26 protein-coding genes and 1 pseudogene are annotated in these 18,382 nt (G+C 46.8%); 23 read left to right on the forward strand and 4 right to left on the reverse strand.

The annotated features are described in order from the left end of the window. From BDE27_RS16265 to BDE27_RS16280, 4 genes and pseudogenes are all read right to left on the reverse strand, one after another. A pseudogene (locus BDE27_RS16265) lies at window positions 1-192 on the reverse strand (hypothetical protein); the annotation flags it as partial. Between the two features lie 31 nt (window positions 193-223). Beyond that, entirely contained in the window at window positions 224-385 is a 162-nt protein-coding gene (locus BDE27_RS20560) for a host cell division inhibitor Icd-like protein (protein ID WP_099134031.1), read from the reverse strand. Continuing rightward, window positions 382-669 (reverse strand): hypothetical protein, encoded by a 288-nt coding sequence (locus BDE27_RS16275; RefSeq protein WP_099134030.1) that lies wholly within the window; start codon window positions 667-669, stop codon window positions 382-384. Before BDE27_RS16275 ends, BDE27_RS20560 begins: the two co-directional genes overlap by 4 nt. Before the next feature lie 340 nt (window positions 670-1,009). Then, a complete protein-coding gene (locus BDE27_RS16280; protein ID WP_099134029.1) occupies window positions 1,010-1,621 on the reverse strand; it encodes a helix-turn-helix domain-containing protein in 612 nt (203 codons plus the stop codon). A gap of 150 nt (window positions 1,622-1,771) precedes the next feature. Between BDE27_RS16280 and BDE27_RS16285 the strand changes: the two genes are divergently transcribed. The 23 genes from BDE27_RS16285 to BDE27_RS16400 all read left to right on the forward strand — a co-directional run bounded on the left by BDE27_RS16285 (window position 1,772) and on the right by BDE27_RS16400 (window position 18,357). Then, on the forward strand, window positions 1,772-2,011 hold the full coding sequence (locus tag BDE27_RS16285; RefSeq protein ID WP_099134028.1) for a transcriptional regulator: 240 nt from the start codon (window positions 1,772-1,774) through the stop codon (window positions 2,009-2,011). Further along, window positions 2,001-2,285 carry a hypothetical protein gene (locus BDE27_RS16290; protein WP_167450627.1) on the forward strand — a complete coding sequence of 95 codons (285 nt, stop codon included), beginning with the start codon at window positions 2,001-2,003 and terminating at the stop codon, window positions 2,283-2,285. Before BDE27_RS16285 ends, BDE27_RS16290 begins: the two co-directional genes overlap by 11 nt. A gap of 230 nt (window positions 2,286-2,515) precedes the next feature. Next, window positions 2,516-2,890: a hypothetical protein gene (locus tag BDE27_RS16295; RefSeq protein WP_099134027.1), complete on the forward strand. Its 375-nt coding sequence runs from the start codon at window positions 2,516-2,518 to the stop codon at window positions 2,888-2,890. A gap of 228 nt (window positions 2,891-3,118) precedes the next feature. After that, on the forward strand, window positions 3,119-4,729 hold the full coding sequence (locus BDE27_RS16300; protein WP_099134026.1) for a DEAD/DEAH box helicase: 1,611 nt from the start codon (window positions 3,119-3,121) through the stop codon (window positions 4,727-4,729). Window positions 4,730-4,734: 5 nt separating this feature from the next. Then, window positions 4,735-5,703 carry a DUF7146 domain-containing protein gene (locus tag BDE27_RS16305; protein ID WP_167450630.1) on the forward strand — a complete coding sequence of 323 codons (969 nt, stop codon included), beginning with the start codon at window positions 4,735-4,737 and terminating at the stop codon, window positions 5,701-5,703. Between the two features lie 2 nt (window positions 5,704-5,705). Beyond that, complete coding sequence (locus BDE27_RS16310; RefSeq protein ID WP_099134024.1) at window positions 5,706-6,482, forward strand: antitermination protein; 777 nt, start codon at window positions 5,706-5,708, stop codon at window positions 6,480-6,482. A 441-nt stretch (window positions 6,483-6,923) separates the two neighbouring features. After that, a complete protein-coding gene (locus BDE27_RS16315) occupies window positions 6,924-7,247 on the forward strand; it encodes a phage holin, lambda family (RefSeq protein ID WP_244208771.1) in 324 nt (107 codons plus the stop codon). Next, entirely contained in the window at window positions 7,244-7,645 is a 402-nt protein-coding gene (locus BDE27_RS16320) for a structural protein (protein ID WP_099134122.1), read from the forward strand. The genes BDE27_RS16315 and BDE27_RS16320 overlap by 4 nt, the downstream gene beginning before the upstream one ends. Next, window positions 7,642-8,034 carry a hypothetical protein gene (locus BDE27_RS16325; protein WP_099134121.1) on the forward strand — a complete coding sequence of 131 codons (393 nt, stop codon included), beginning with the start codon at window positions 7,642-7,644 and terminating at the stop codon, window positions 8,032-8,034. Before BDE27_RS16320 ends, BDE27_RS16325 begins: the two co-directional genes overlap by 4 nt. Then, complete coding sequence (gene lysC / locus BDE27_RS20565; RefSeq protein ID WP_422645823.1) at window positions 7,949-8,185, forward strand: Rz1-like lysis system protein LysC; 237 nt, start codon at window positions 7,949-7,951, stop codon at window positions 8,183-8,185. Before BDE27_RS16325 ends, lysC begins: the two co-directional genes overlap by 86 nt. Before the next feature lie 63 nt (window positions 8,186-8,248). Further along, entirely contained in the window at window positions 8,249-8,953 is a 705-nt protein-coding gene (locus BDE27_RS16335; RefSeq protein WP_099134119.1) for an Rz1 family lipoprotein, read from the forward strand. Window positions 8,954-9,036: 83 nt separating this feature from the next. Beyond that, window positions 9,037-9,123, forward strand: coding sequence for a hypothetical protein (locus BDE27_RS16340; RefSeq protein WP_120211383.1), 87 nt, complete (start codon window positions 9,037-9,039; stop codon window positions 9,121-9,123). A 42-nt stretch (window positions 9,124-9,165) separates the two neighbouring features. Next, window positions 9,166-9,432 (forward strand): DUF4752 family protein, encoded by a 267-nt coding sequence (locus BDE27_RS16345; protein ID WP_244208745.1) that lies wholly within the window; start codon window positions 9,166-9,168, stop codon window positions 9,430-9,432. A gap of 204 nt (window positions 9,433-9,636) precedes the next feature. After that, window positions 9,637-10,407 (forward strand): serine/threonine-protein kinase, encoded by a 771-nt coding sequence (locus tag BDE27_RS16350; RefSeq protein ID WP_099133910.1) that lies wholly within the window; start codon window positions 9,637-9,639, stop codon window positions 10,405-10,407. After that, the gene (locus BDE27_RS16355; RefSeq protein ID WP_099133911.1) at window positions 10,404-11,141 is read left to right on the forward strand and encodes a PP2C family protein-serine/threonine phosphatase; all 738 of its coding nucleotides are present in this window, start codon (window positions 10,404-10,406) and stop codon (window positions 11,139-11,141) included. Before BDE27_RS16350 ends, BDE27_RS16355 begins: the two co-directional genes overlap by 4 nt. 314 nt (window positions 11,142-11,455) lie before the next feature. Next, window positions 11,456-12,043, forward strand: a complete 588-nt coding sequence (locus BDE27_RS16365; RefSeq protein ID WP_099133913.1) for a BRO-N domain-containing protein — start codon at window positions 11,456-11,458, stop codon at window positions 12,041-12,043. Next, window positions 12,040-12,261, forward strand: a complete 222-nt coding sequence (locus tag BDE27_RS16370; protein WP_099133914.1) for a hypothetical protein — start codon at window positions 12,040-12,042, stop codon at window positions 12,259-12,261. Before BDE27_RS16365 ends, BDE27_RS16370 begins: the two co-directional genes overlap by 4 nt. Window positions 12,262-12,478: 217 nt before the next feature. Beyond that, window positions 12,479-12,817: an HNH endonuclease gene (locus BDE27_RS16375; protein WP_099133915.1), complete on the forward strand. Its 339-nt coding sequence runs from the start codon at window positions 12,479-12,481 to the stop codon at window positions 12,815-12,817. A gap of 188 nt (window positions 12,818-13,005) precedes the next feature. After that, window positions 13,006-13,479 (forward strand): terminase, encoded by a 474-nt coding sequence (locus BDE27_RS16380; RefSeq protein WP_099133916.1) that lies wholly within the window; start codon window positions 13,006-13,008, stop codon window positions 13,477-13,479. 9 nt (window positions 13,480-13,488) lie between these two features. Then, window positions 13,489-15,015 (forward strand): terminase large subunit, encoded by a 1,527-nt coding sequence (locus BDE27_RS16385; protein ID WP_099133917.1) that lies wholly within the window; start codon window positions 13,489-13,491, stop codon window positions 15,013-15,015. After that, window positions 15,016-16,278, forward strand: coding sequence for a phage portal protein (locus tag BDE27_RS16390; RefSeq protein WP_420882905.1), 1,263 nt, complete (start codon window positions 15,016-15,018; stop codon window positions 16,276-16,278). Continuing rightward, window positions 16,271-17,125 carry a head maturation protease, ClpP-related gene (locus BDE27_RS16395; RefSeq protein ID WP_167450631.1) on the forward strand — a complete coding sequence of 285 codons (855 nt, stop codon included), beginning with the start codon at window positions 16,271-16,273 and terminating at the stop codon, window positions 17,123-17,125. The genes BDE27_RS16390 and BDE27_RS16395 overlap by 8 nt, the downstream gene beginning before the upstream one ends. A 14-nt stretch (window positions 17,126-17,139) precedes the next feature. Continuing rightward, window positions 17,140-18,357, forward strand: coding sequence for a phage major capsid protein (locus BDE27_RS16400; RefSeq protein ID WP_099133919.1), 1,218 nt, complete (start codon window positions 17,140-17,142; stop codon window positions 18,355-18,357). Window positions 18,358-18,382: the final 25 nt, after the last annotated feature.

The raw sequence follows: 18,382 nt of genomic DNA on the forward strand, positions 1-18,382 counted from the left end.
AATAAATTTACTTTGTTTGACTAAAACAGCAGACCAATCACGAAATTTTTTGCGCTGCAACCAAGCCTTTTTATTGAAAAAATTACGGTCTTGAGAACGAGGAGAAAATAGGTTAGCCAAATGACGGTAATGAACATAATCTTTTCTACATTCAGCCGCTAATAATGCAGAAGTGCTTGTTGATGTATTCATTTTTATTCCCTCAGAATTAATATTGTTTATCTCAGTTACGATTAACTATTTGACCCATCCAGCCTAAAATTACATGCGTAGGAGCTAGTGACTTTCTCGCTTCCTGCTCATTAGTTGCCTGAGCCTTAATACATATAGGGCGGCTTTGTTTTGTGTTAGCTCGCTCTATTGCTGCAAAGATAAAAGTTTTCATGGTTTACCCAGCGTTGCTAAATATTTTTCCATTTGAGGGTGATTGCCAATAATTCTCTGGGCATTCTGGTTGGCACTATTTAAGTTTTTGAAAGCATCAACCAACACCATATAATCCCCATCCCTTATATATAAGGAATATATTATTTCACCACTATAATATCCTTTAAGTAATGAGTGATTGGGACGCTTTTTATTTATGCGTTTGATTGAATATGAATCGACAATATTGTACTTCTGAACTAACTCCGCGTTATAAGCTGCGCTTTGGTTACCGCTTTTCATTAGCCCCTCCGGCTACAAAACAAAAAAGTAAATGCATTAATTCTTTGGTATCGATTTTTCTTTTCTGTACCATGTGCAGTAATGATATCTATAGCGATTAATATGTCAACCGCCAAAGCGATTATTTTTTTGGGTGCCTTGCTGGGAATGGGATAGTATGTTGATTTTTATGAAGTAAAATAAAGAATTTATGTTATTGCAAATGAGTTATAATTAATGCAGTATAATACTGTATGTGTGTACAGTTTAGGAGGGTGAAATTGTCTCAGTTAATTAGAATGGGAACTGGGAGATATGCAACTCCCGTCCCAAATAAAGAGATGGCAGAGCAGTTGGGCTATCAGCGGTGTTTCATGTTTCGGAGGAGGAATACAATAACCCCAAGAACTTCAACATCAGAACCCCCAACATCAACCAGTGGAACGCGGTTATCATCAACAGATAGATATCCATGAGAGCCACCTTGAACGAATTTATAGACTGATAACACTTTGTTGACTCTGGCATACACCAGATCATTTGTTCCTGCTGTCTCATTACTATCAATAACTATAATTGTGCCCGCAGGAGCTTCCGAACATCCACTATTCACATGTAATTTGTATGCTCTACAGGTTTTAGATTCCACCAAGTTAGGAATCATTATTTGATCATCGGTAGGCTCATCCCCCTCGTACATATCAACCGGAAACATTCCTTTGTATTCAATGAATTCTATATCATTGCACTCTGGTTCATCGCTGCTTTCCCTCATTGGTCCCGTTCCATCAGATAACCATTCTGGGCGTACATCTAAAACGCGAGCTATATCGACAAGTCGAGTGGTGCGAATGGCTGCACCCGAAGTTAACTTCCACACACTGGATTGAGCCATTCCAACAGCTTTAGCCAGCGCGCCTTGACTAAACCCACCTTCGTGCATTGCACGATTCAGCCTTTCTGTAAATGTCATTTTTCAACCTTTATGAGTAATCGTTAATGAATCGCTTAATAATCTTATTATATCGCTATGGCGATGATAAATCAAAATCGCTATAGCATTTGATTATTGCTACATCATTTGTATAATAGCTATAGCGATTAATTTGTGATTGAGGAGATTATGATTAACACAGCAATAGAGAGGGCTATAAAACTATGGGGTAGTCAGAAGAGATTTGCAGAACATATTGGCAAAGCTCAATCCACGGTGAGTGATTGGTTAACTGGGAAGAAAAGAATATCACCAGAAAACGTGGTGATAATCGTCGAAGCCACAAACGGCGCAGTCCAAGCCCACGAGCTACGCCCTGATCTGCCTAAAGTGTTCCCACCGCCCACGGAGCATGATCATGTTTCCTGATTACACCAAAGTGACCATGCCATCGCATTTTTACCCTGACGATGGCGTGTGGATACAAGAAACGTTAGCGAAGCTGAGAGCCAGCACACGGGCAAAAATAACCGCCAAGTACTCAGAAGTGTATCAGGCGGCATGGGATGAGGAACCCGTGTCATACCGGAAGGACAACGCAGCACGACGGGCAGCAAATATCCGGCTCAGAGAGTTTGTCACGAAGTATGAGAGAGCGGCACAGGGTTATGCAGCGGAGCCGTTGAGGGTAGTTAATCAGTAATCAAGTTTCGGGGTTTTCATGTATCACATAACTAGTACATCGATAGGGAAGAGAACCGAGGGGGTAAGGGGGAGTTGGAGAGTTCAGTAAGGTAAAGCACAGCCAAGTAAGAACACATTACTTAAATAGATCTTAGTAGGGAGTACATAAGTTAATTAAGTGCACTAATAGGGTTTCAAAAATCGCCGTACTACCCAAGTGATACAAAAATAACCATTGAGGAAATCAACATGAGCACAGAGCTGAAAGAAAAATTAATCACCTTATTGGAAGAGCAGTTTCTCACTGCTGCTGACATGCAGAACTTTGAAGCTGTACTCACAGCAAAGATCCGTGAGCAAGGCTGGTTCCTGCAAAAGAATTTCACCGTGATCGGATTGAGTGACGGGCGCAATGGGCGGGTTGATTACATGGTGACCACCCGAACAGGTGAGAAGTGCGCTATCGAAGCCGACAACCGATCACCCCGTAAACGTTCGTTGCTGAAATTAAGCGAGTTACCCGCTGGCGTGTCCGGCTTCGTGCTGCTCAAAGATGGCAAACAACCTCTGCGTTATTGCGTGAACGGGGTTGATGTGATCCGTGCTACCCAGTTCAGGTGCTAACAAGGACTGAGAAGTCACAGAAATTAGGAAAGGTTGTGCTCTGGCAGTGGAAAACATTCAAGTGAGGGTATCAATGTTGAATCAGAATGGAAGAGTAAGCGGGTGCAAGAAACCGAACAGCCAACCTTTGGCGAGTAAAACTGTTCAGGCTCTTGCAGCAGGCACTAACGAAAAGTTACCTGCGCAAAGTATCGCACGGCAACACAGAAAAATAAAGGGAGTAACATCATGCTAGAAATTACCCCCAACTTTGCTCAGGAACGCGCGCTAAATATGCTGCGTCAGGACTGGAAGCAGCATCGTACTTTCATGGTGTACAGCCCCACAGGTTCAGGCAAGACAGGGCTGGCGGCTTTCGTTACTGATGGTTATGTGTCCCGTGGAATGCGTGTCATGTTCTGTGTGCCGTATACGATCCTCGTAGACCAGACGGCAACCCGCTTTATCGAGTATGGTTTGCCAGAGCACGAAATCAGTTATGTGTGGCGTGACCATCCGAACTATGACCCGAGCCGATTAATCCAGATTGCTTCGGCCGATACCATCATTCGCCGTGAATTCCCGGACAATATCGACTTACTGATCATTGACGAGGCGCACTTACGCCGTAAGCGGATGCTGGAAATTATCCGCGATAGCGACATCCCGGTCATTGGGTTATCAGGTACACCGTTTGCCCCGTTCCTCGGTCACTACTACGAGAAGCTGATTAAGCCAACCACCATGAAAGAGTTGATCCAGCGTGGCGATTTAAGCCGGTATGAATTCTATGCACCCACCAAGCCCGACTTAAGCGGCGTGAAAAGTAATCAAAGCGCCGAATACGGCAGTGACTACAAGGAAGATGAGATAGCCGAAATCATGTGCGGCGCAGATTTGGTGGGCGATATTGTCAGTAATTGGTTAGCGAATGGTAATAATCAGCCGACTATCTGTTTTTGTGTCACGGTCAGTCATGCCAATTTCGTCACGGTCGAATTTGATCGCGCCGGGGTGAATGCTGAGATTATTACCGCCCAGACACCCCACGAAGAACGCCTGATTATTATTCACCGTTTCGAGCAGGGTGCAACGAAAGTCCTCGTGAATGTTGGCACCTTGATCGCTGGTTTTGATAGCGATGTCCGTTGCATTATCTACGCCCGGCCAACTAAGTCAGAAATACGCTGGACTCAATGTCTCGGCAGAGGCTTACGTACTGCACCGGGTAAAGAAAGCTGCCTTATCTTCGATCACTCCGGCACAGTCCACCGCCTCGGTTATCCCGACGATATCGAATATGACGAACTACCCAGTAAAAACGACGGCATGAAAACCCGTGACAGTTACCGGGAACAGGAAAAGCGAGAAAAACTGCCCAAAGAGTGCCCCTCTTGTCATTACATGAAACCCGCAGGGGTCTATGTCTGCCCGAAGTGTGATTTTAAACCGCTGACAGGTGAGGATGTTGATGTCGATACCAGCCGCACTATCCAGAAACTCAGCAAGAAAGAACGTGTCTACACACAGGCCGAAAAGCAGAGTTTCTACTCACAATTAAAGTACTACCAGAACCAGCGGGCTTCACAGGGCAAGACTATCAGTGATGGCTGGGTATCAAACACGTTTAAAGACAAGTTCGGCGTCTGGCCGCGCGGGTTTCACGACACCCCGCAGGAACTGACCCCCGAAGTGAGTAATTTTATCAAACATAAACAAATTGCGTGGGCGAAATCCCGTAAGAAAGCCGAGCGAACTCAACAGGAACAGCAGGAAATGCGTCTTGAGGTTGCCCACCAAAAAGTGCGCGATATCCGTGAAAAATTAGGCAGACCATCACATCAGGGAGGCACACAGTGAACAGAATAAAAACGACCGAGGCCGTTGTTGGTCGCTGGCCTGAAATCTTTGCTTATTACAAATTGCCACCTGTGACAGGTAAGAACCATTTTAAAGGGAAGTGCCCAATCTGTGGGCGGAAAGGCAAGTTTCGCATTGATGATCGTGACGGGCGAGGCACGTTTATTTGCACCTGCAATGCGGGGGACGGCTGGAAGTTACTCACCCTGACGCAGGGCAAAGAGTTTGTCACACTGGCTGATGAGATTGATCTGTTGCTGGGTATCCAGTCAGACAAGCGCAGCGTAGTGAAAAAAGAGACAAATATCACCAAATTCAGAAACCGAGTGACCGCCTGTTACTCCAATCTGCCCAACCTGAAAGGCACGCAGGGTGAAGACTATCTGCGAAGCAGGGGCATTCATGTTCTGCCCGCTGATAACGTGAGGTATTGCGCCGATCAGCCTGTCCGCAATGGGAAGCTACAGGCGCTCTGGTCACTGGTGACCGACGCGAAAGGGACATTATGCTATCTGCATCGCACCTACCTTGACGGGGACAAAAAGGCCGACATTACCCCGCAAAAGAAACTGGATGCTACGCAGGAAGATAGCTATCGCGATCACGCTCAGTCACCAGCTATTCGTTTGTTTCCGGTGGATTCAACACTGGGGATTGCTGAGGGCATCGAAACCGCGCTGTCCTGCAAACAGATTTACGGCGTTAACACTTGGTCAGTCGTGAATGCGGGTTTTATGGAGCGCTTTCTGGTTCCTAGGGGAGTTAAACACCTCATTATCTTCGCGGATACGGACTGGAGCGCCACAGGTCATGCGGCGGCAATGGCGTGTGCGACTAAAAATCTAAAGGCAAATAACGATTTGGAAAGGGTCAGTGTTCGCTGGCCGGACAGTGGGGATTTTAACGACCTGCTCCAAAACGGGGATCAGGCCAGAGAATTAGTATTTCCGAAAAAGACAGCGGAGACAGCATAACAATGAAACTGGAATCAGCCCTGAAACATTTTCATCCGAAGTCACCGGCGTTTAGTGATGCAACCAGTACCGCCCCTGATAGGATGAAAGGCATGGACACTGCGGCGGCTTTAGGGATGGCTGAATCACAGGCTAAGTTTGGCATGACGGCATTTTTCGCCAAGAACGGCATCAGCAAAGAGGGTCGATTCAGTACTGTAGAAGCACTGACACAGTACGCAAGGCTAAGAGTTCCTAAACTGGTAGCAAAAGCGGCGGGAAATAAGCTGGGGCAATGTTTGGTGATCTTATCGAAGATGGCCTTTGAAGAATATTCCCGATCCGCTGCGTCCACCTGTCAGTGCTCAGAGTGTCTAGGGAAAGGGCTTATTTACGGAATGAAGGAAGTAGAGAAGCATCCCGGCATTGTTCGTACTGATGGTAAGGTGATTCTTGAGCCGTGGATTGAGAAAGAGCGAGTGGGTGAACTATGCCAGAAATGTAATGGCAAAGGCATTCTGTCAAATCGTTGCCGCTGCAAGGGGCGGGGCTTGGTGCTTGATGAGGAACAGACTAAAATCCAGGGGGCGCCAGTTTATAAAATCTGCCCGCGATGCTCAGGACGAGGTTACAGTCGAGTTCCATCGTCAGTGGCTTATGCGGCAATCAAGGCTTATGTACCCGATCTGAACGAAAGGACATGGCGGCGGAACTGGAAGCCCTTTTATCAAGTGCTGGTGGAGAAATGCTATTCGGAAGAAAAGCGTGCCGAAGCTGCATTCAATGCGGTGACAAAATAAACCGTTGCATTTTGTCCGGCCTTGGTCTAACATCTTCAAATAGTGGGAACTTGTAACTATACTCACTACGAATTTCCAAGCCTCGCACTCGCGGGGTTTTTTTGTTTTTTGGTCGCCAACTACCGAGAAAGTGTTGGGTGCGTAGCGGAGTTACATGTTCCAGCCGACCGCAAACGCTCATATTGGCAGGACCACAATTTAGCATCTGAAATCATGCAGGCACAGCCTGTTATCAGTACGCGCTGCGTATCTACCGCCCTCGATTCTGAGGGCACACTCTTAACGAGGTCGCAAATGCGGCCTTTTTCGTATCTGCAATCCTAACTATTTGATATTCATTCGATCGATATGGGAATTCCCATAACGACCTCCTATTAACCTACTCACAGGGGTAACCATCGTTCACCCCACGGACGCCCATTGTTCAGATGGGGTGGAAATATGAAGATGAAAGAAAATCCTGACTTATGGGCCGACTTACTCAACGGCCTGAAAAACTCATGGCCGCAAATATCCGGCTCTATTTTGGCGGCATTAATTTGCTACGGTCGCCTGATTTATGACGGCGTGGAACGAAAGAACCGCTGGGTCGAGGCACTGCTGTGTGGTGCGCTATCATGGAGTGTGTCCAGTGGATTAGAGATGTTTGGTATTCCTGCCAGTTTTGCACCGGCTATCGGGGGTGCCATTGGGTTTATTGGTGTTGAGAAGCTACGCGAGTTTGCTGTTCGTGCCATTAATAAACGTTTGGGGGATAAACAGTGACCAGAGGCATTCGCAATAACAATCCGGGCAACATTGATCATAACTTAGCTAATCAATGGCAAGGTCAGTTGAAGCATGACCCGAACATTGAAAAACGGTTCTGCCGGTTTGAATCACCCGAGTATGGTATTCGGGCACTGATGAAACTGTTGTGTAATTATCATAAGGGCGGGTACAACAGCGTATCTAAGATTATCAATCGCTGGGCCCCAACCAATGAAAACAACACGTCGGCTTATATCAACGGGGTAGCTAAGGCGCTGAGTGTGGATCCGCATCAAGTTCTCGACATGAATAAACCCACGCTGATTGCGCTGGCTAAGTCCATTATCCGGCACGAGAACGGCCAACAACCGTATTCAGAGGCGACGTTTGAAAATGCGTTTGAGCGTCTATGACGTTCAGGCTGCGCATGTTCATTATCGGTACGCTGATAACCGTGTTTTGTCTGCTCGGTGGCCTGCTGTGGTTCTACTACAGCAAGTATCACCAAAAGGACAAGGATTATAACGAGCTGGACACGAAGTATCAGCATCAACAAGTCATGACCGCCAATACCTTTCAGACTGTCAGGATATTCAATGATATCTCACGCATTAATAGCGAAAGCCGGAACCGGTCAGCCGTGGATTCTGAGCAGACTAAAGCGGCCATCAAAGATGCGGTGGTCAATCATGATTGTGCCAATCGCACTGTGCCTGATGGGGCTGTTATCCGGTTGCAGCAACACACGAACCGAATACGTTCCGGTGCCACCGGTACCCATTCCAGCACATTTGCTCGCTGACTGTTTGCCTCCGGTGATACCGGACACAATGACATGGAGTGACAGTCTCATACTGAATGAGCAGCTACTGACGGTGATTGAGCAGTGCAATCTGGATAAGCAGGCGATACGGGAAATAGAAGAGAATGGCAGGTCATCCCTGAATATGTGAGAATATTGATAAGGCTCCTAATAAAATTAGTGTATAAAAATCTTATCTTATAGAGGTGGGTGTATGCTTTCAAATAAAGCTTTAGAAAATAATGATATAAAGATAATAAATAAGAAAATTAAAGATGTAATTTCTCTGTTAGCCTCGATGTGTGTTTTGGTCACTGGCTCATATCTTATGGGTGAGATGCTCATTGGAGCAAAAAAAGTAAGTGTTTTATGGATGGTATTATACTCTTTGAGTATTGTTTCTTTAATGGGGCTTTTGGTTATTGCATTTCATATAATAAAGTCTGATTTTTTAGAGGTGCGTAGAGAAGTATCATCAACGAAATATTCTAATATATTTTTTGTAATATTATGGTTTCCTGCAATAGGATTTTTAGGTGCATTGTCTGTTTCTGGTAATCAATTATCTGAGGTAATTACAGAATATAAATCAAATGAAAAACAAGTAAAGGCTCTTTTCCCTCCTCCAGCAGCATGGGCACTGCAACCTCCTTCAAACTCACTGGAAAAGTTAGATCAAGTATTTTCGATATCTGCGCTTGAATTGCCAAACTTGAATTCTGAAGAAAAAGTAGAGAAACACATCTCTCCTTATTCTTATTGTGTAAATGGGGAAACTGATATTGCTCTTACTAAAGTGGCTGCCTTAACTCTTCTTGATGCTCGTGAGGGTATTATGACCGATAGAGTAAAAATAAAATATTTACAAGAATATATTGAAATGCAAAGTAAAAGCAGGAATAAGCTTGAAGCAGATTAACAAAATGTCGCTGAATAATATAGTGGTCGCTTAGGCGGCCTTTATTATTTTTACTGAAACCGTTACCGCCGGCGGCGTGGGCGATGCAACCCCCGTCGAACTCACTGGAGAAACTGGATCAACTGTTCTCGATATCCGAGAAGGTATCATCAACGACCGGGCAAAATTAAGCTATTTGCAGGAATATGTTAAGGCTGAATGCAGAGGAAATAATGGGTGAGATGATTATTGGCTATATGACAGGCGGTCTCATGGCAATGGGTTACCTGTATATTTTGGTTAAGGCGATGAACTGGTTGGGCGGCCTACTGGTCAGTGCCTATTACAATCGCCGCAAGGAAGAGCGAAGGCAAAAAGCTGTTAACGAGCTGTATGATGCATTTAAACTCGACCAGCTACAGGATAATCAAACTGTACGTGTCGCTACAAAAGGTAGTTTAGTTATTATGATGTATCGGCAACAATCAGATGGCAAATAATAACCAGCCACCCCAGAGCAAATGATACTGGGGTGGCAGGAGTAGGTTAGAATGTGGGGTCGGTGAGGGTAAGTTTAAATATGATGTAAAAACTGTGACAACCTTCCACTATTATGATAGTTAATATAAGAAATAATGGAGTATTCCTCTCTTTGCTTATAGATTTTGCCCCATAAAAAGGCAACATAAGCAAAGGATGAAGATATGGAAAGGCGAAGTAATTATTTTATAAATCCGATACGAGTAATTGGAAGAGGTGGTTTCGGGTATGTAGAAGAGGTGGAACTTTACAGCCTTGATAATAATAAATGTGGTAACTATGCTAGGAAGGTATTATCGATCGCCGATGAAAAGTTACTTGAAAATTTTACAATCGATGAATGGAAACGTAGATTTCAAAGAGAGGCTAAGTATCAGGCTTCTTGTAATCATTCAAATGTAGCACCAATTTACATTCACCACTTATCTGCCAATAACCCTTGGTTTATCACTGATCTTGCAGAGAACCACTTAGGAAGCGAGCTTAGCAAGGGGCAACTCCAATCGACTGAAAAAATAAGTATTATTAAAATGATACTTAATGGAGTTAGATACATGCATGAGGAAAAAAGATACTGGCACAGGGATTTGAAGCCTGCGAATATTCTTAAATTCCCCGATGGTATCTATAAAGTTTCTGACTTTGGTTTGGTAAAGAACTCAGATAACGTAGCGGAATCTGAGGTATTGAGTCATATTGGTGATGTCATGGGGACTCATAAATATATGGCACCTGAAGTCTATAGTGGCCTTTATAATGAAAAAACAGATATCTTTGCTCTTGGTGTAGTTATCGGTGAAGTTGGAATCGGGCAATTAAAAGGAATAGATGATTTTATTCATAAAAGTACAGCCCATAAGCCAGCAATGAGGTATAACTCAGTTTCGGATATGCTGATAGATTTTGAGAAAATCATTAAGGAGAACAACCAATGATTACCTTATTGAACTGCGGACTCTTTTCGTTGGGGAAAAGCGCTACACGAGGTAATCAAGACTCCATTATGCCTCCTAAGATTGCAGGTGGCGGATATATAATGGCTGTCGCGGATGGTGTTGGAGCGTATGATGGAGCACTTGAAGCCTCTCAAATGGCCATAAAACACCTATCAAATAGCGTTATTGGGGATGATTTAAATATAGGTGAAATGCTTTCTGTAATAAAAAAGGATATATCTAAGCTTTCTGAGAGTAATGCTAATTTCCGTAGAGCCGCGACAACTTTGACATTCTGTTATATCAACAAGAATAGTTTGTATATAGGACATATTGGAGACACAAGAATTTACGCAAGAAAAGGAAGGAAGCTTGTTCAATTATCAACAGACCATACTCAGCATCAAGAGTTGATTAATGAAGGTTTATTCACAAAGAAAGAACTGAAAGGAATGAAAGGGAAAAACACCCTGACATCAGCCCTCTCAAAAGTTATTGACCTGAAATATCAAGAGACTCACTACTCTCTCTCTGAGATTGTTGATGCTGATGGAGCATTGGATTTATACATTATGTCTGATGGTGCACATTATTTCTGGGAAAAACGACCAAGATTTTCAGATAATACTCTGCGTAATCCAGTCAGATTTGCTTCCAGCTTACAAAAACGAATTGAAAAAGCCACGCCGATTGATGATTACTCACTAGTGGCAGCTAGCTTTAAGATCTCATAATAACCCTGATTTCAATCAGGTGTAATTCCATCAAATTAAACCCCAAGCCACCACCTCGCGTGATGGCTTTTTTATTCCTATACCCATTCCCTTGAGTGGTTAAAGAAATAACCCATGCTGCCACCCGTTCCCATCGCGTACCCAACGCACACGGGCTGGTGGCATTTTTATTTTCACCGCGCACCGCAGCGCCAATCTAAACATCGAGCCTTTATTTAGGAATGAGCCTTTGAGGGATCAGCTAAAACTGATGCTACTCGATGGGCTGATTTCCTATGCGGCAAAGGTTCATTACCTAAGTAAGGATAAGCATCGTGAGTACAGTATTAACTTTCAAAGAAAAAGAAGTGATCCCTTTTGACAATGGCGATGGGAAGATTTGGTTTACGGGTAAACAAGTTGCTCAGTTATTGGATTACGCCAAAACCAAATCAGTCACCAACCTGTATAACGCCAATTCCGATGAGTTTACTCCAGCCATGACCGAGGTCACTGTTGTAATGACCTCGAAAGAATCAATTACTTATAGAAATTTGAAGACGCGGGTTCGTATCTTTTCGTTGCGTGGACTCTATCTGTTAGGGATGTTGGCTGACACTCCTGTAGCAAAGGAACTGCGTAAATGGGTGCTGGATTTAATAGAAAAGGAAAGTCAGCCACGAGATTTGTCCTTGATGGATATGGAAAGCCTCAAAGAGCTGACTATTGGTGAAATGCAGAATCGTCTGGTGGCTGCCAATAAGTGGTCATTCGACAACTTCGGTCGCAAAGGCAGTGATTTAATGAACTTACGTAAGCGTCACCTCAAGAAGATTCGCAAGGCGGAAAAGGCCATTCTTGAGTTATCCCAACTTACATTGCCCGGACTTGACGAGTTCCCCGACGAGGGAGAGCCTGCATGAACCACGAACAATTTATCGAGAAGAACGTACAGGCCGAGTTAATCAAGCTCGGCTTTTCTTCATCTATTGCAGGTATGGCAAGTGACAGGGCAAAAGAGCACTATCGTCGCTCAGCGTCAGCCAGCAGAAAAGGCAAACTGTTTGACGACTGCCTGAGCATCGCCAAGGCATGGGCGAGTAAGTATTCGACTGAAAAGCCGAAGAGCAAGAGGGCTTGATGCAATTGCTCCGCAATTGTACCAGAGCAAATAGAACGAACATTAAACTGAATACAAAATTCTGCAAAGCATCCACTTTCGGGTGCTTGATAGAGGTTTGTATAGGTTTTTGGTATTGGTGGTCTCGCCGGAATAGCGGCTTATATTGCCATCATGATTCATTGAGTCGTGATAACAATGTAGTCAAATGACCAATCAGGAACGCAGGAGAAAGAGCATGTCCCAACCCCGTATCTATGGCAGCAAGTGGAACAAGGCACGGCTGGCCTTCCTGCAACAACATCCCCTGTGTGTGATGTGTCGACAACAGGGCAGATTGACGGCGGCCACAGTCGTTGATCACATTGTCCCGCATAAACTCAAAGACGCCATTAACGCCAATGACAATGACGCAATCAAAGTGGCACAGCGTTTATTTTGGGGCAGAAAGAACTGGCAATCACTGTGTGCGTCGCACCATAACTCCACGAAGCAACGCATTGAGAAGCATAATCAAGAAGTTGGTTGTGATGCGAACGGTTACCCGCTGGATAGCAACTCACACTGGAATAAATAACGGAATGAAATTTTAGGCTAAACGGAAATAAAACAAATGAAATGATTTCTCACAAAATCATCACGGAGGGCGGGTAAAAAGTTTCGATTGGAAACTATTAGACCGCCGCCGTCCCTCAAAGATATCGCTAACGCAGTTTTTTAACAAAAAAAAGACATAAAACACTTGACATTGAAAGGAGGCTGTCAATGACAAAGCGCACGCGTTCTGACAGCCTTAAAGGCAAAATGCAGGCGATTGTCAATGCATTTCAGGACACCATAGAACCCCCGGCGCATGCAGGCTTAATGCCGGAAGCCATTGACTTCTACAATGATAACATTCGCACAAAAGCCCTTAATCTGTGGACGCCATCTGACCTTATCGAGGCGGTCAGTCTGGCGAATAACCAATACGCCCTGATGGCAGTCAGTCACTACCTGCGCAAACTGGAGTCGGATTATGCCGATACGCGTGACGAGAAAGCCATCAAAGAAAACCGCAAGTACAAACTGGAACTAACCCGCGTGATTATCGCCCAGCGTTCCGGCCTGCAAATCCATTCACGCGCCACCAATGGTGAGAGTCGTGACCAGCGCAACAAAAATCGGAATGATGCCGAAGCGCGCACCCTGCTAGGTGATGTTGAGGACGATGATTTGCTGGCCTCACCTTGGCACTAAGGAGAAATGATGCCCCGTAAATTATCACGCGGTGAGAAGGTTATCGCGTTTATCGAACGTTATTGCATTGTGCCGGAAGGGGTACTGCTGGGTAAACCAATGAAACTGGAGGTATTCCAGAAAAAATTTATTCTGGACATCTACGATAATCCCCACGGGACACGCACGGCGTACCTGTCGATTGCCCGTAAGAACGGTAAAACCGGCCTTATTGCGGGCATTCTGCTGGCACATCTGGTTGGCACCGAGGCGGTACAGAATTCACAGATAGTGAGCGGAGCGATGAGCCGCGATCAGGCCGCCATTGTCTTCAATCTGGCGGTAAAGATGATTAACCTGAACCCCCGGTTACAGCAACTGATTCACATCATACCCAGCAGCAAACGCCTGATTGGCAAGCCCTGTAATGTCGAGTACAAGGCATTATCCGCTGACGGTAAAACGACTCACGGACTGTCACCGGTGCTGGCGATACTCGACGAAGTCGGGCAGGTCAAAGGCCCTCAAAACGATTTTATTGATGCCATCACGACCTCACAGGGCGCACATAAACGTCCGTTACTGGTCGCTATCAGTACACAGGCTCCCACGGACGCTGATTTACTCAGCATCTGGTTGGACGATGCCGCCCATTCTAACGATCCAAAAATTGTGTCACATGTTCACTCTGCGCCGATGGATTTGGAAATTACCGACCCTGACGCGTGGAAAGCGGCCAATCCTGCGCTGGATATCTTTCTGTCACTGGAAGAGGTTGAAGGGCAGGCCAAACGTGCCGCGCGGATGCCGTCGGAAGAGAACAGGTTTCGTAATCTGGTATTAAATCAGCGGGTGTCGCTGGTGTCGCCGTTCATTTCACGCAATACGTGGATGGCCTGTGCTGGCGAGCTGGAGCCTATCGTCGGCAAATGTTACGCCGGGCTTGATTTGTCAGCGGCAAAAGACCTCACGGCACTGGTGATTATCGGCAAATCTGCGTCAGGCAAATGGAACGTTCACCCGTTCTTCTGGACGCCGGATAAGACATTGCTGGACAGGGCGAAAACGGATCGCGTGCCTTACGATGTGTGGAAGAAGCAAGGCTTTCTGCGTACCACGCCGGGGGCAACGGTGGATTATGAATACATCGTGAAAGAACTGATTGAAATTACAGATAAATTTGATATCGACGTGCTTAATTTTGACCGATGGCGGATCGACATCTTCAAGAAGGAAGCCAGACGGGTCGGCTTATCCCTGAAAATGGAACAGTTCGGGCAGGGTTACAAAGAGATGTCCCCGGCGATGGATAAAACGGAGCAATTATTACTGGAGGGACAGATTAACCACGCCAACCACCCCGTATTAACCATGTGTGCCGCGAACGCGGTGGTTGAACAAGATCCCGCTGGAAACCGGAAGCTGGCGAAAGATAAATCGACAGGGCGTATGGATGGCATGATCGCACTGGTGATGGCAGCGGGGGCACTGAATAACGCGAAAAGCACCTCCGGCCTCGATTCCTTCCTCAAGAACCCAATTATAGTGGGGGTATAAATGGCGAAAAAAATAGGCAAGATTAAAAGCGCCCTCCTGAGTTGGATGGGGGTGCCGATAGGGCTGCTAGACGGTTCTTTCTGGCAGGAATGGATCGGGGTAAGCAGTAGTGGCAAGACGGTGAGCGCAGATAAAGCCCTGCAATTGTCCACGGTCTGGGCGTGCGTCCGGTTGCTGAGTGAAACCGTGTCAACACTGCCATTAAAAATCTACCAATCGAATGATGACGGCTCGCGAAAGCTGGCGAAAAATCACCCTGTTTACCCGATATTATGCAACCGCCCCAATCTGGAGATGACGCAATCCCGGTTTATGTTAACCGTGGTCGCCAGTCTCTGCCTGCGGGGTAACGCGTTCATCGAAAAAAAATTCATTGGTAGCAAACTGGTCGCGTTGATCCCACTGTTACCGCAAAACATGAACGTCAAGCGGCTCCCGAGCGGTGATATTGAATACACGTACGCCGACAGTGCGGGGGAAAACCAAGGCGAACGCCGGACTATCCCGCCCAAAAATATGATGCATATCCGTGGGTTTGGTATCGACGGGTTGAGCGGACTGATCCCGATTAAAACAGGGCGTGATGTGATCGGTGCTGCGTTATCCACGGATGAAGCGGCGGCAAAAGTCTTTGAGAATGGACTGCAAAGCTCCGGCTTCATCTCAGCGAGGACGGATTTAACCGAAGAGCAAACTCATGCCATTCAAAAACACATTACCACCTTCACGGGGTCAAAAAACGCCGGAAAAATGATGGTGTTGCCGGCTGATCTCACTTACCAGAACATCACGATGAACCCGGAAACCGCCCAGTTGTTGCAAAGCCGCTCGTACAGCGTGGAAGAGATTTGCCGCTGGTTCAGGGTGCCCCCCGTGATGGTAGGCCACTCAACGAAGCAATCCAGTTGGGCGTCGTCACTGGAAGGGATGAACATGCAGTTCCTGACCCACACACTCAGACCGTTGCTGGTCAATATCGAACAGGAAATATCGCGTTGCCTGCTCGATTCCGACAGCGATTATTACGCTGAATTCAACGTGGAAGGGTTGCTGCGTGCTGATAGCCGGGGCAGGGCGTCTTACTATGCCACCGCGTTACAAAACGCCTGGATGAGCCGTAATGAAGTCAGGCGCAAAGAGAATTTGCCGCCGATTGAGGGCGGTGACGTCTTCACGGTGCAATTGAACCTGACCCCGATAGATCTGTTAGGGGAAGAGCAAGAGAAAACACCGCGGCCAGAGGATAACAACCATGATGATTAAACACAACATGCCCGTTGCGCCGGAGGGCAGGCCGCTGAATGCGGCATTCAACGACGTAAGACCCCTAGCGCTCGACAAGTGGAACGGCGGGATCAGAGCGGCGAATACGGATAACACCCTCTCTATTCTCGATGTGATCGGCGAGAGTTTTTGGGATGAGGGGGTCACAGCCAAGCGGGTAGCCGGGGCATTACGGGCAATCGGTAATCAGGATGTCATCGTCAATATCAACAGTCCGGGCGGCGATGTGTTTGAGGGTATTGCCATTTACAACCTGTTGCGCAACCACAGCGGGAAAGTCACGGTTAACGTGCTGGGACTCGCGGCATCTGCTGCCTCGATTATCGCGATGGCAGGCGATGAAATTAACATAGGTCGCGGCGCATTCCTGATGATCCATAACGCATGGACATGTTGTTGTGGCAATAAAAATGACCTAATCGCGGTCGCAGAGGCACTCAAACCGTTTGATGATTCGCTGGTAGATATCTATTCCGCCCGGACAGGTATCGACAAAGATACCATTACCAACATGATGGATAATGAAACTTTCATTAGCCATACCGACGCCTTGTCGCAGGGTTTTGCCGATGGGTTGTTAGCCGCTGATGTGGTTGACGACGGCAACGACAGCCCGCAGGCCGCCATGCGTAAACTGGATGCATTATTGGCGAAATCCAACGTGCCACGTGCAGAACGCAGAAGACTGATTAACGCGTTAAACGGGAGTACGCCGGGCGCTACGACCCGCAATAACGGTATGCCGAGCGCTACCGATGACATCAACGAAGCAGCCCTAACCGAACTGGCGAACGCTGTTAACAACTTTATACCCAACTCACTATAATCCGAGATCTAATTATGTCCAATACGATTGAAATGTTACAAAACCTGTCTGCCAAAATCGAAACGGCCAACAGCCAGTTCAACGCCAAGGCCGAAGAAGCCCTGAACGAAGCGAAGAAGGTCGGCGGCCTGTCCACTGAAACCAAGGCATCTGTTGACAAAATGGCGGCCGAACTGAACACCCTGCGTGAAGCGGAAAAATCCCTCAAGGCAGAGCTGGGTGAGTTGCAGCAACATGTCGCCCAAATGCCGCTGAAAAATGCGGTACACGTTGCGCAGACACTGGGGCAGCAGGTGATTTCCGCTGAACTGATGAAAGAGGTGAACGGCAATATTTCCGCTAACCGTCGTATCCCCGTGCCGGTGCAGGCGGCCTTGACGACACCCCAATTGCCTGACCGCGTTATCGAGCCGCACCGCCTGCCAGAGATTGATGTAAAACCCAAGCACCGCCTGTTTATCCGCGATCTGATTGCCGGCGGGACGACCACCTCTAACGCCATCTTCTGGGTACAGCAAACCGGGTTTACCAACAAAGCGGCTGCCGTACCTGAGGGCACCGCAAAGCCCTACAGTGATATTGCGTTTGCCACGCAAATTACCCCTGTGGCGACACTGGCGCATATGTTCAAGGCATCCAAGCAGGTGCTGGACGATTTCGGGCAGCTAAAGTCCCTGATTGACAGTGAAATGCGCTACGGCCTGAAATTTGTGGAAGAGCAGCAGATTCTGTTTGGTGACGGGGCGAACGGCAATATTAAGGGCATTGTGCCGCAGGCCAGTCAGTACAAGGCGGAAATCAAGGTGGAGAAAGCGACCGCCATTGATGATATCCGGCTGGCGATGTTGCAGGCGCAATTAGCACTGCTTCCACCGTCTGCGATTGTGACCCACTTTGTTGACTGGGCGACAGTGGAACTGATTAAGGATGGCATGGGGCGTTACCTGTTGTCTAATCCGCAAGGCTACACCACGCCCACCTTGTGGGGTTTGCCCGTCATTGCTACGGATGTGGCGGCTTTCCGTGGCAAGTTCTTGGTAGGCGCTTTCGATTCCGCCGCGCAGATTTTTGACCGTGAACAAATGAACGTGGTTATTTCCAGCGAAAATGAAGACGACTTTGGCAAGAACATGATTTCTATTCGTTGTGAGGAGCGTCTCGCGCTGGTGGTAAAACGCCCGGAGGCTTTCATTTACGGTGATTTTACCGCCCCTGCAACAGCCAAAGGTTAATCACTTCTGACGGCGGTCACAGGCC

The sequence above is a fragment of the Xenorhabdus ehlersii genome (assembly GCF_003610465.1).
GTDB classification, from domain to species: Bacteria; Pseudomonadota; Gammaproteobacteria; order Enterobacterales; family Enterobacteriaceae; genus Xenorhabdus; species Xenorhabdus ehlersii.

Excerpts from the sequence above, each read along its gene's own strand:
- BDE27_RS16340 (WP_120211383.1), top strand. The coding sequence starts at position 9,037 with ATGCAACCCCCGTCGAACTCACTGGAGAAACTGGATCAACTGTTCTCG.
- BDE27_RS16275 (WP_099134030.1), bottom strand. The coding sequence starts at position 669 with ATGAAAAGCGGTAACCAAAGCGCAGCTTATAACGCGGAGTTAGTTCAG.
- BDE27_RS16375 (WP_099133915.1), top strand. The coding sequence starts at position 12,479 with ATGTCCCAACCCCGTATCTATGGCAGCAAGTGGAACAAGGCACGGCTG.
- BDE27_RS16290 (WP_167450627.1), top strand. The coding sequence starts at position 2,001 with ATGTTTCCTGATTACACCAAAGTGACCATGCCATCGCATTTTTACCCT.
- lysC (WP_422645823.1), top strand. The coding sequence starts at position 7,949 with ATGGGGCTGTTATCCGGTTGCAGCAACACACGAACCGAATACGTTCCG.
- BDE27_RS16395 (WP_167450631.1), top strand. The coding sequence starts at position 16,271 with ATGATTAAACACAACATGCCCGTTGCGCCGGAGGGCAGGCCGCTGAAT.
- BDE27_RS16335 (WP_099134119.1), top strand. The coding sequence starts at position 8,249 with ATGCTTTCAAATAAAGCTTTAGAAAATAATGATATAAAGATAATAAAT.
- BDE27_RS16345 (WP_244208745.1), top strand. The coding sequence starts at position 9,166 with ATGGGTGAGATGATTATTGGCTATATGACAGGCGGTCTCATGGCAATG.
- BDE27_RS16280 (WP_099134029.1), bottom strand. The coding sequence starts at position 1,621 with ATGACATTTACAGAAAGGCTGAATCGTGCAATGCACGAAGGTGGGTTT.
- BDE27_RS16295 (WP_099134027.1), top strand. The coding sequence starts at position 2,516 with ATGAGCACAGAGCTGAAAGAAAAATTAATCACCTTATTGGAAGAGCAG.
- BDE27_RS16300 (WP_099134026.1), top strand. The coding sequence starts at position 3,119 with ATGCTAGAAATTACCCCCAACTTTGCTCAGGAACGCGCGCTAAATATG.
- BDE27_RS16310 (WP_099134024.1), top strand. The coding sequence starts at position 5,706 with ATGAAACTGGAATCAGCCCTGAAACATTTTCATCCGAAGTCACCGGCG.
- BDE27_RS16350 (WP_099133910.1), top strand. The coding sequence starts at position 9,637 with ATGGAAAGGCGAAGTAATTATTTTATAAATCCGATACGAGTAATTGGA.
- BDE27_RS16315 (WP_244208771.1), top strand. The coding sequence starts at position 6,924 with ATGAAGATGAAAGAAAATCCTGACTTATGGGCCGACTTACTCAACGGC.
- BDE27_RS16370 (WP_099133914.1), top strand. The coding sequence starts at position 12,040 with ATGAACCACGAACAATTTATCGAGAAGAACGTACAGGCCGAGTTAATC.
- BDE27_RS16390 (WP_420882905.1), top strand. The coding sequence starts at position 15,016 with ATGGCGAAAAAAATAGGCAAGATTAAAAGCGCCCTCCTGAGTTGGATG.
- BDE27_RS20560 (WP_099134031.1), bottom strand. The coding sequence starts at position 385 with ATGAAAACTTTTATCTTTGCAGCAATAGAGCGAGCTAACACAAAACAA.
- BDE27_RS16385 (WP_099133917.1), top strand. The coding sequence starts at position 13,489 with ATGCCCCGTAAATTATCACGCGGTGAGAAGGTTATCGCGTTTATCGAA.
- BDE27_RS16285 (WP_099134028.1), top strand. The coding sequence starts at position 1,772 with ATGATTAACACAGCAATAGAGAGGGCTATAAAACTATGGGGTAGTCAG.
- BDE27_RS16355 (WP_099133911.1), top strand. The coding sequence starts at position 10,404 with ATGATTACCTTATTGAACTGCGGACTCTTTTCGTTGGGGAAAAGCGCT.
- BDE27_RS16325 (WP_099134121.1), top strand. The coding sequence starts at position 7,642 with ATGACGTTCAGGCTGCGCATGTTCATTATCGGTACGCTGATAACCGTG.
- BDE27_RS16400 (WP_099133919.1), top strand. The coding sequence starts at position 17,140 with ATGTCCAATACGATTGAAATGTTACAAAACCTGTCTGCCAAAATCGAA.
- BDE27_RS16380 (WP_099133916.1), top strand. The coding sequence starts at position 13,006 with ATGACAAAGCGCACGCGTTCTGACAGCCTTAAAGGCAAAATGCAGGCG.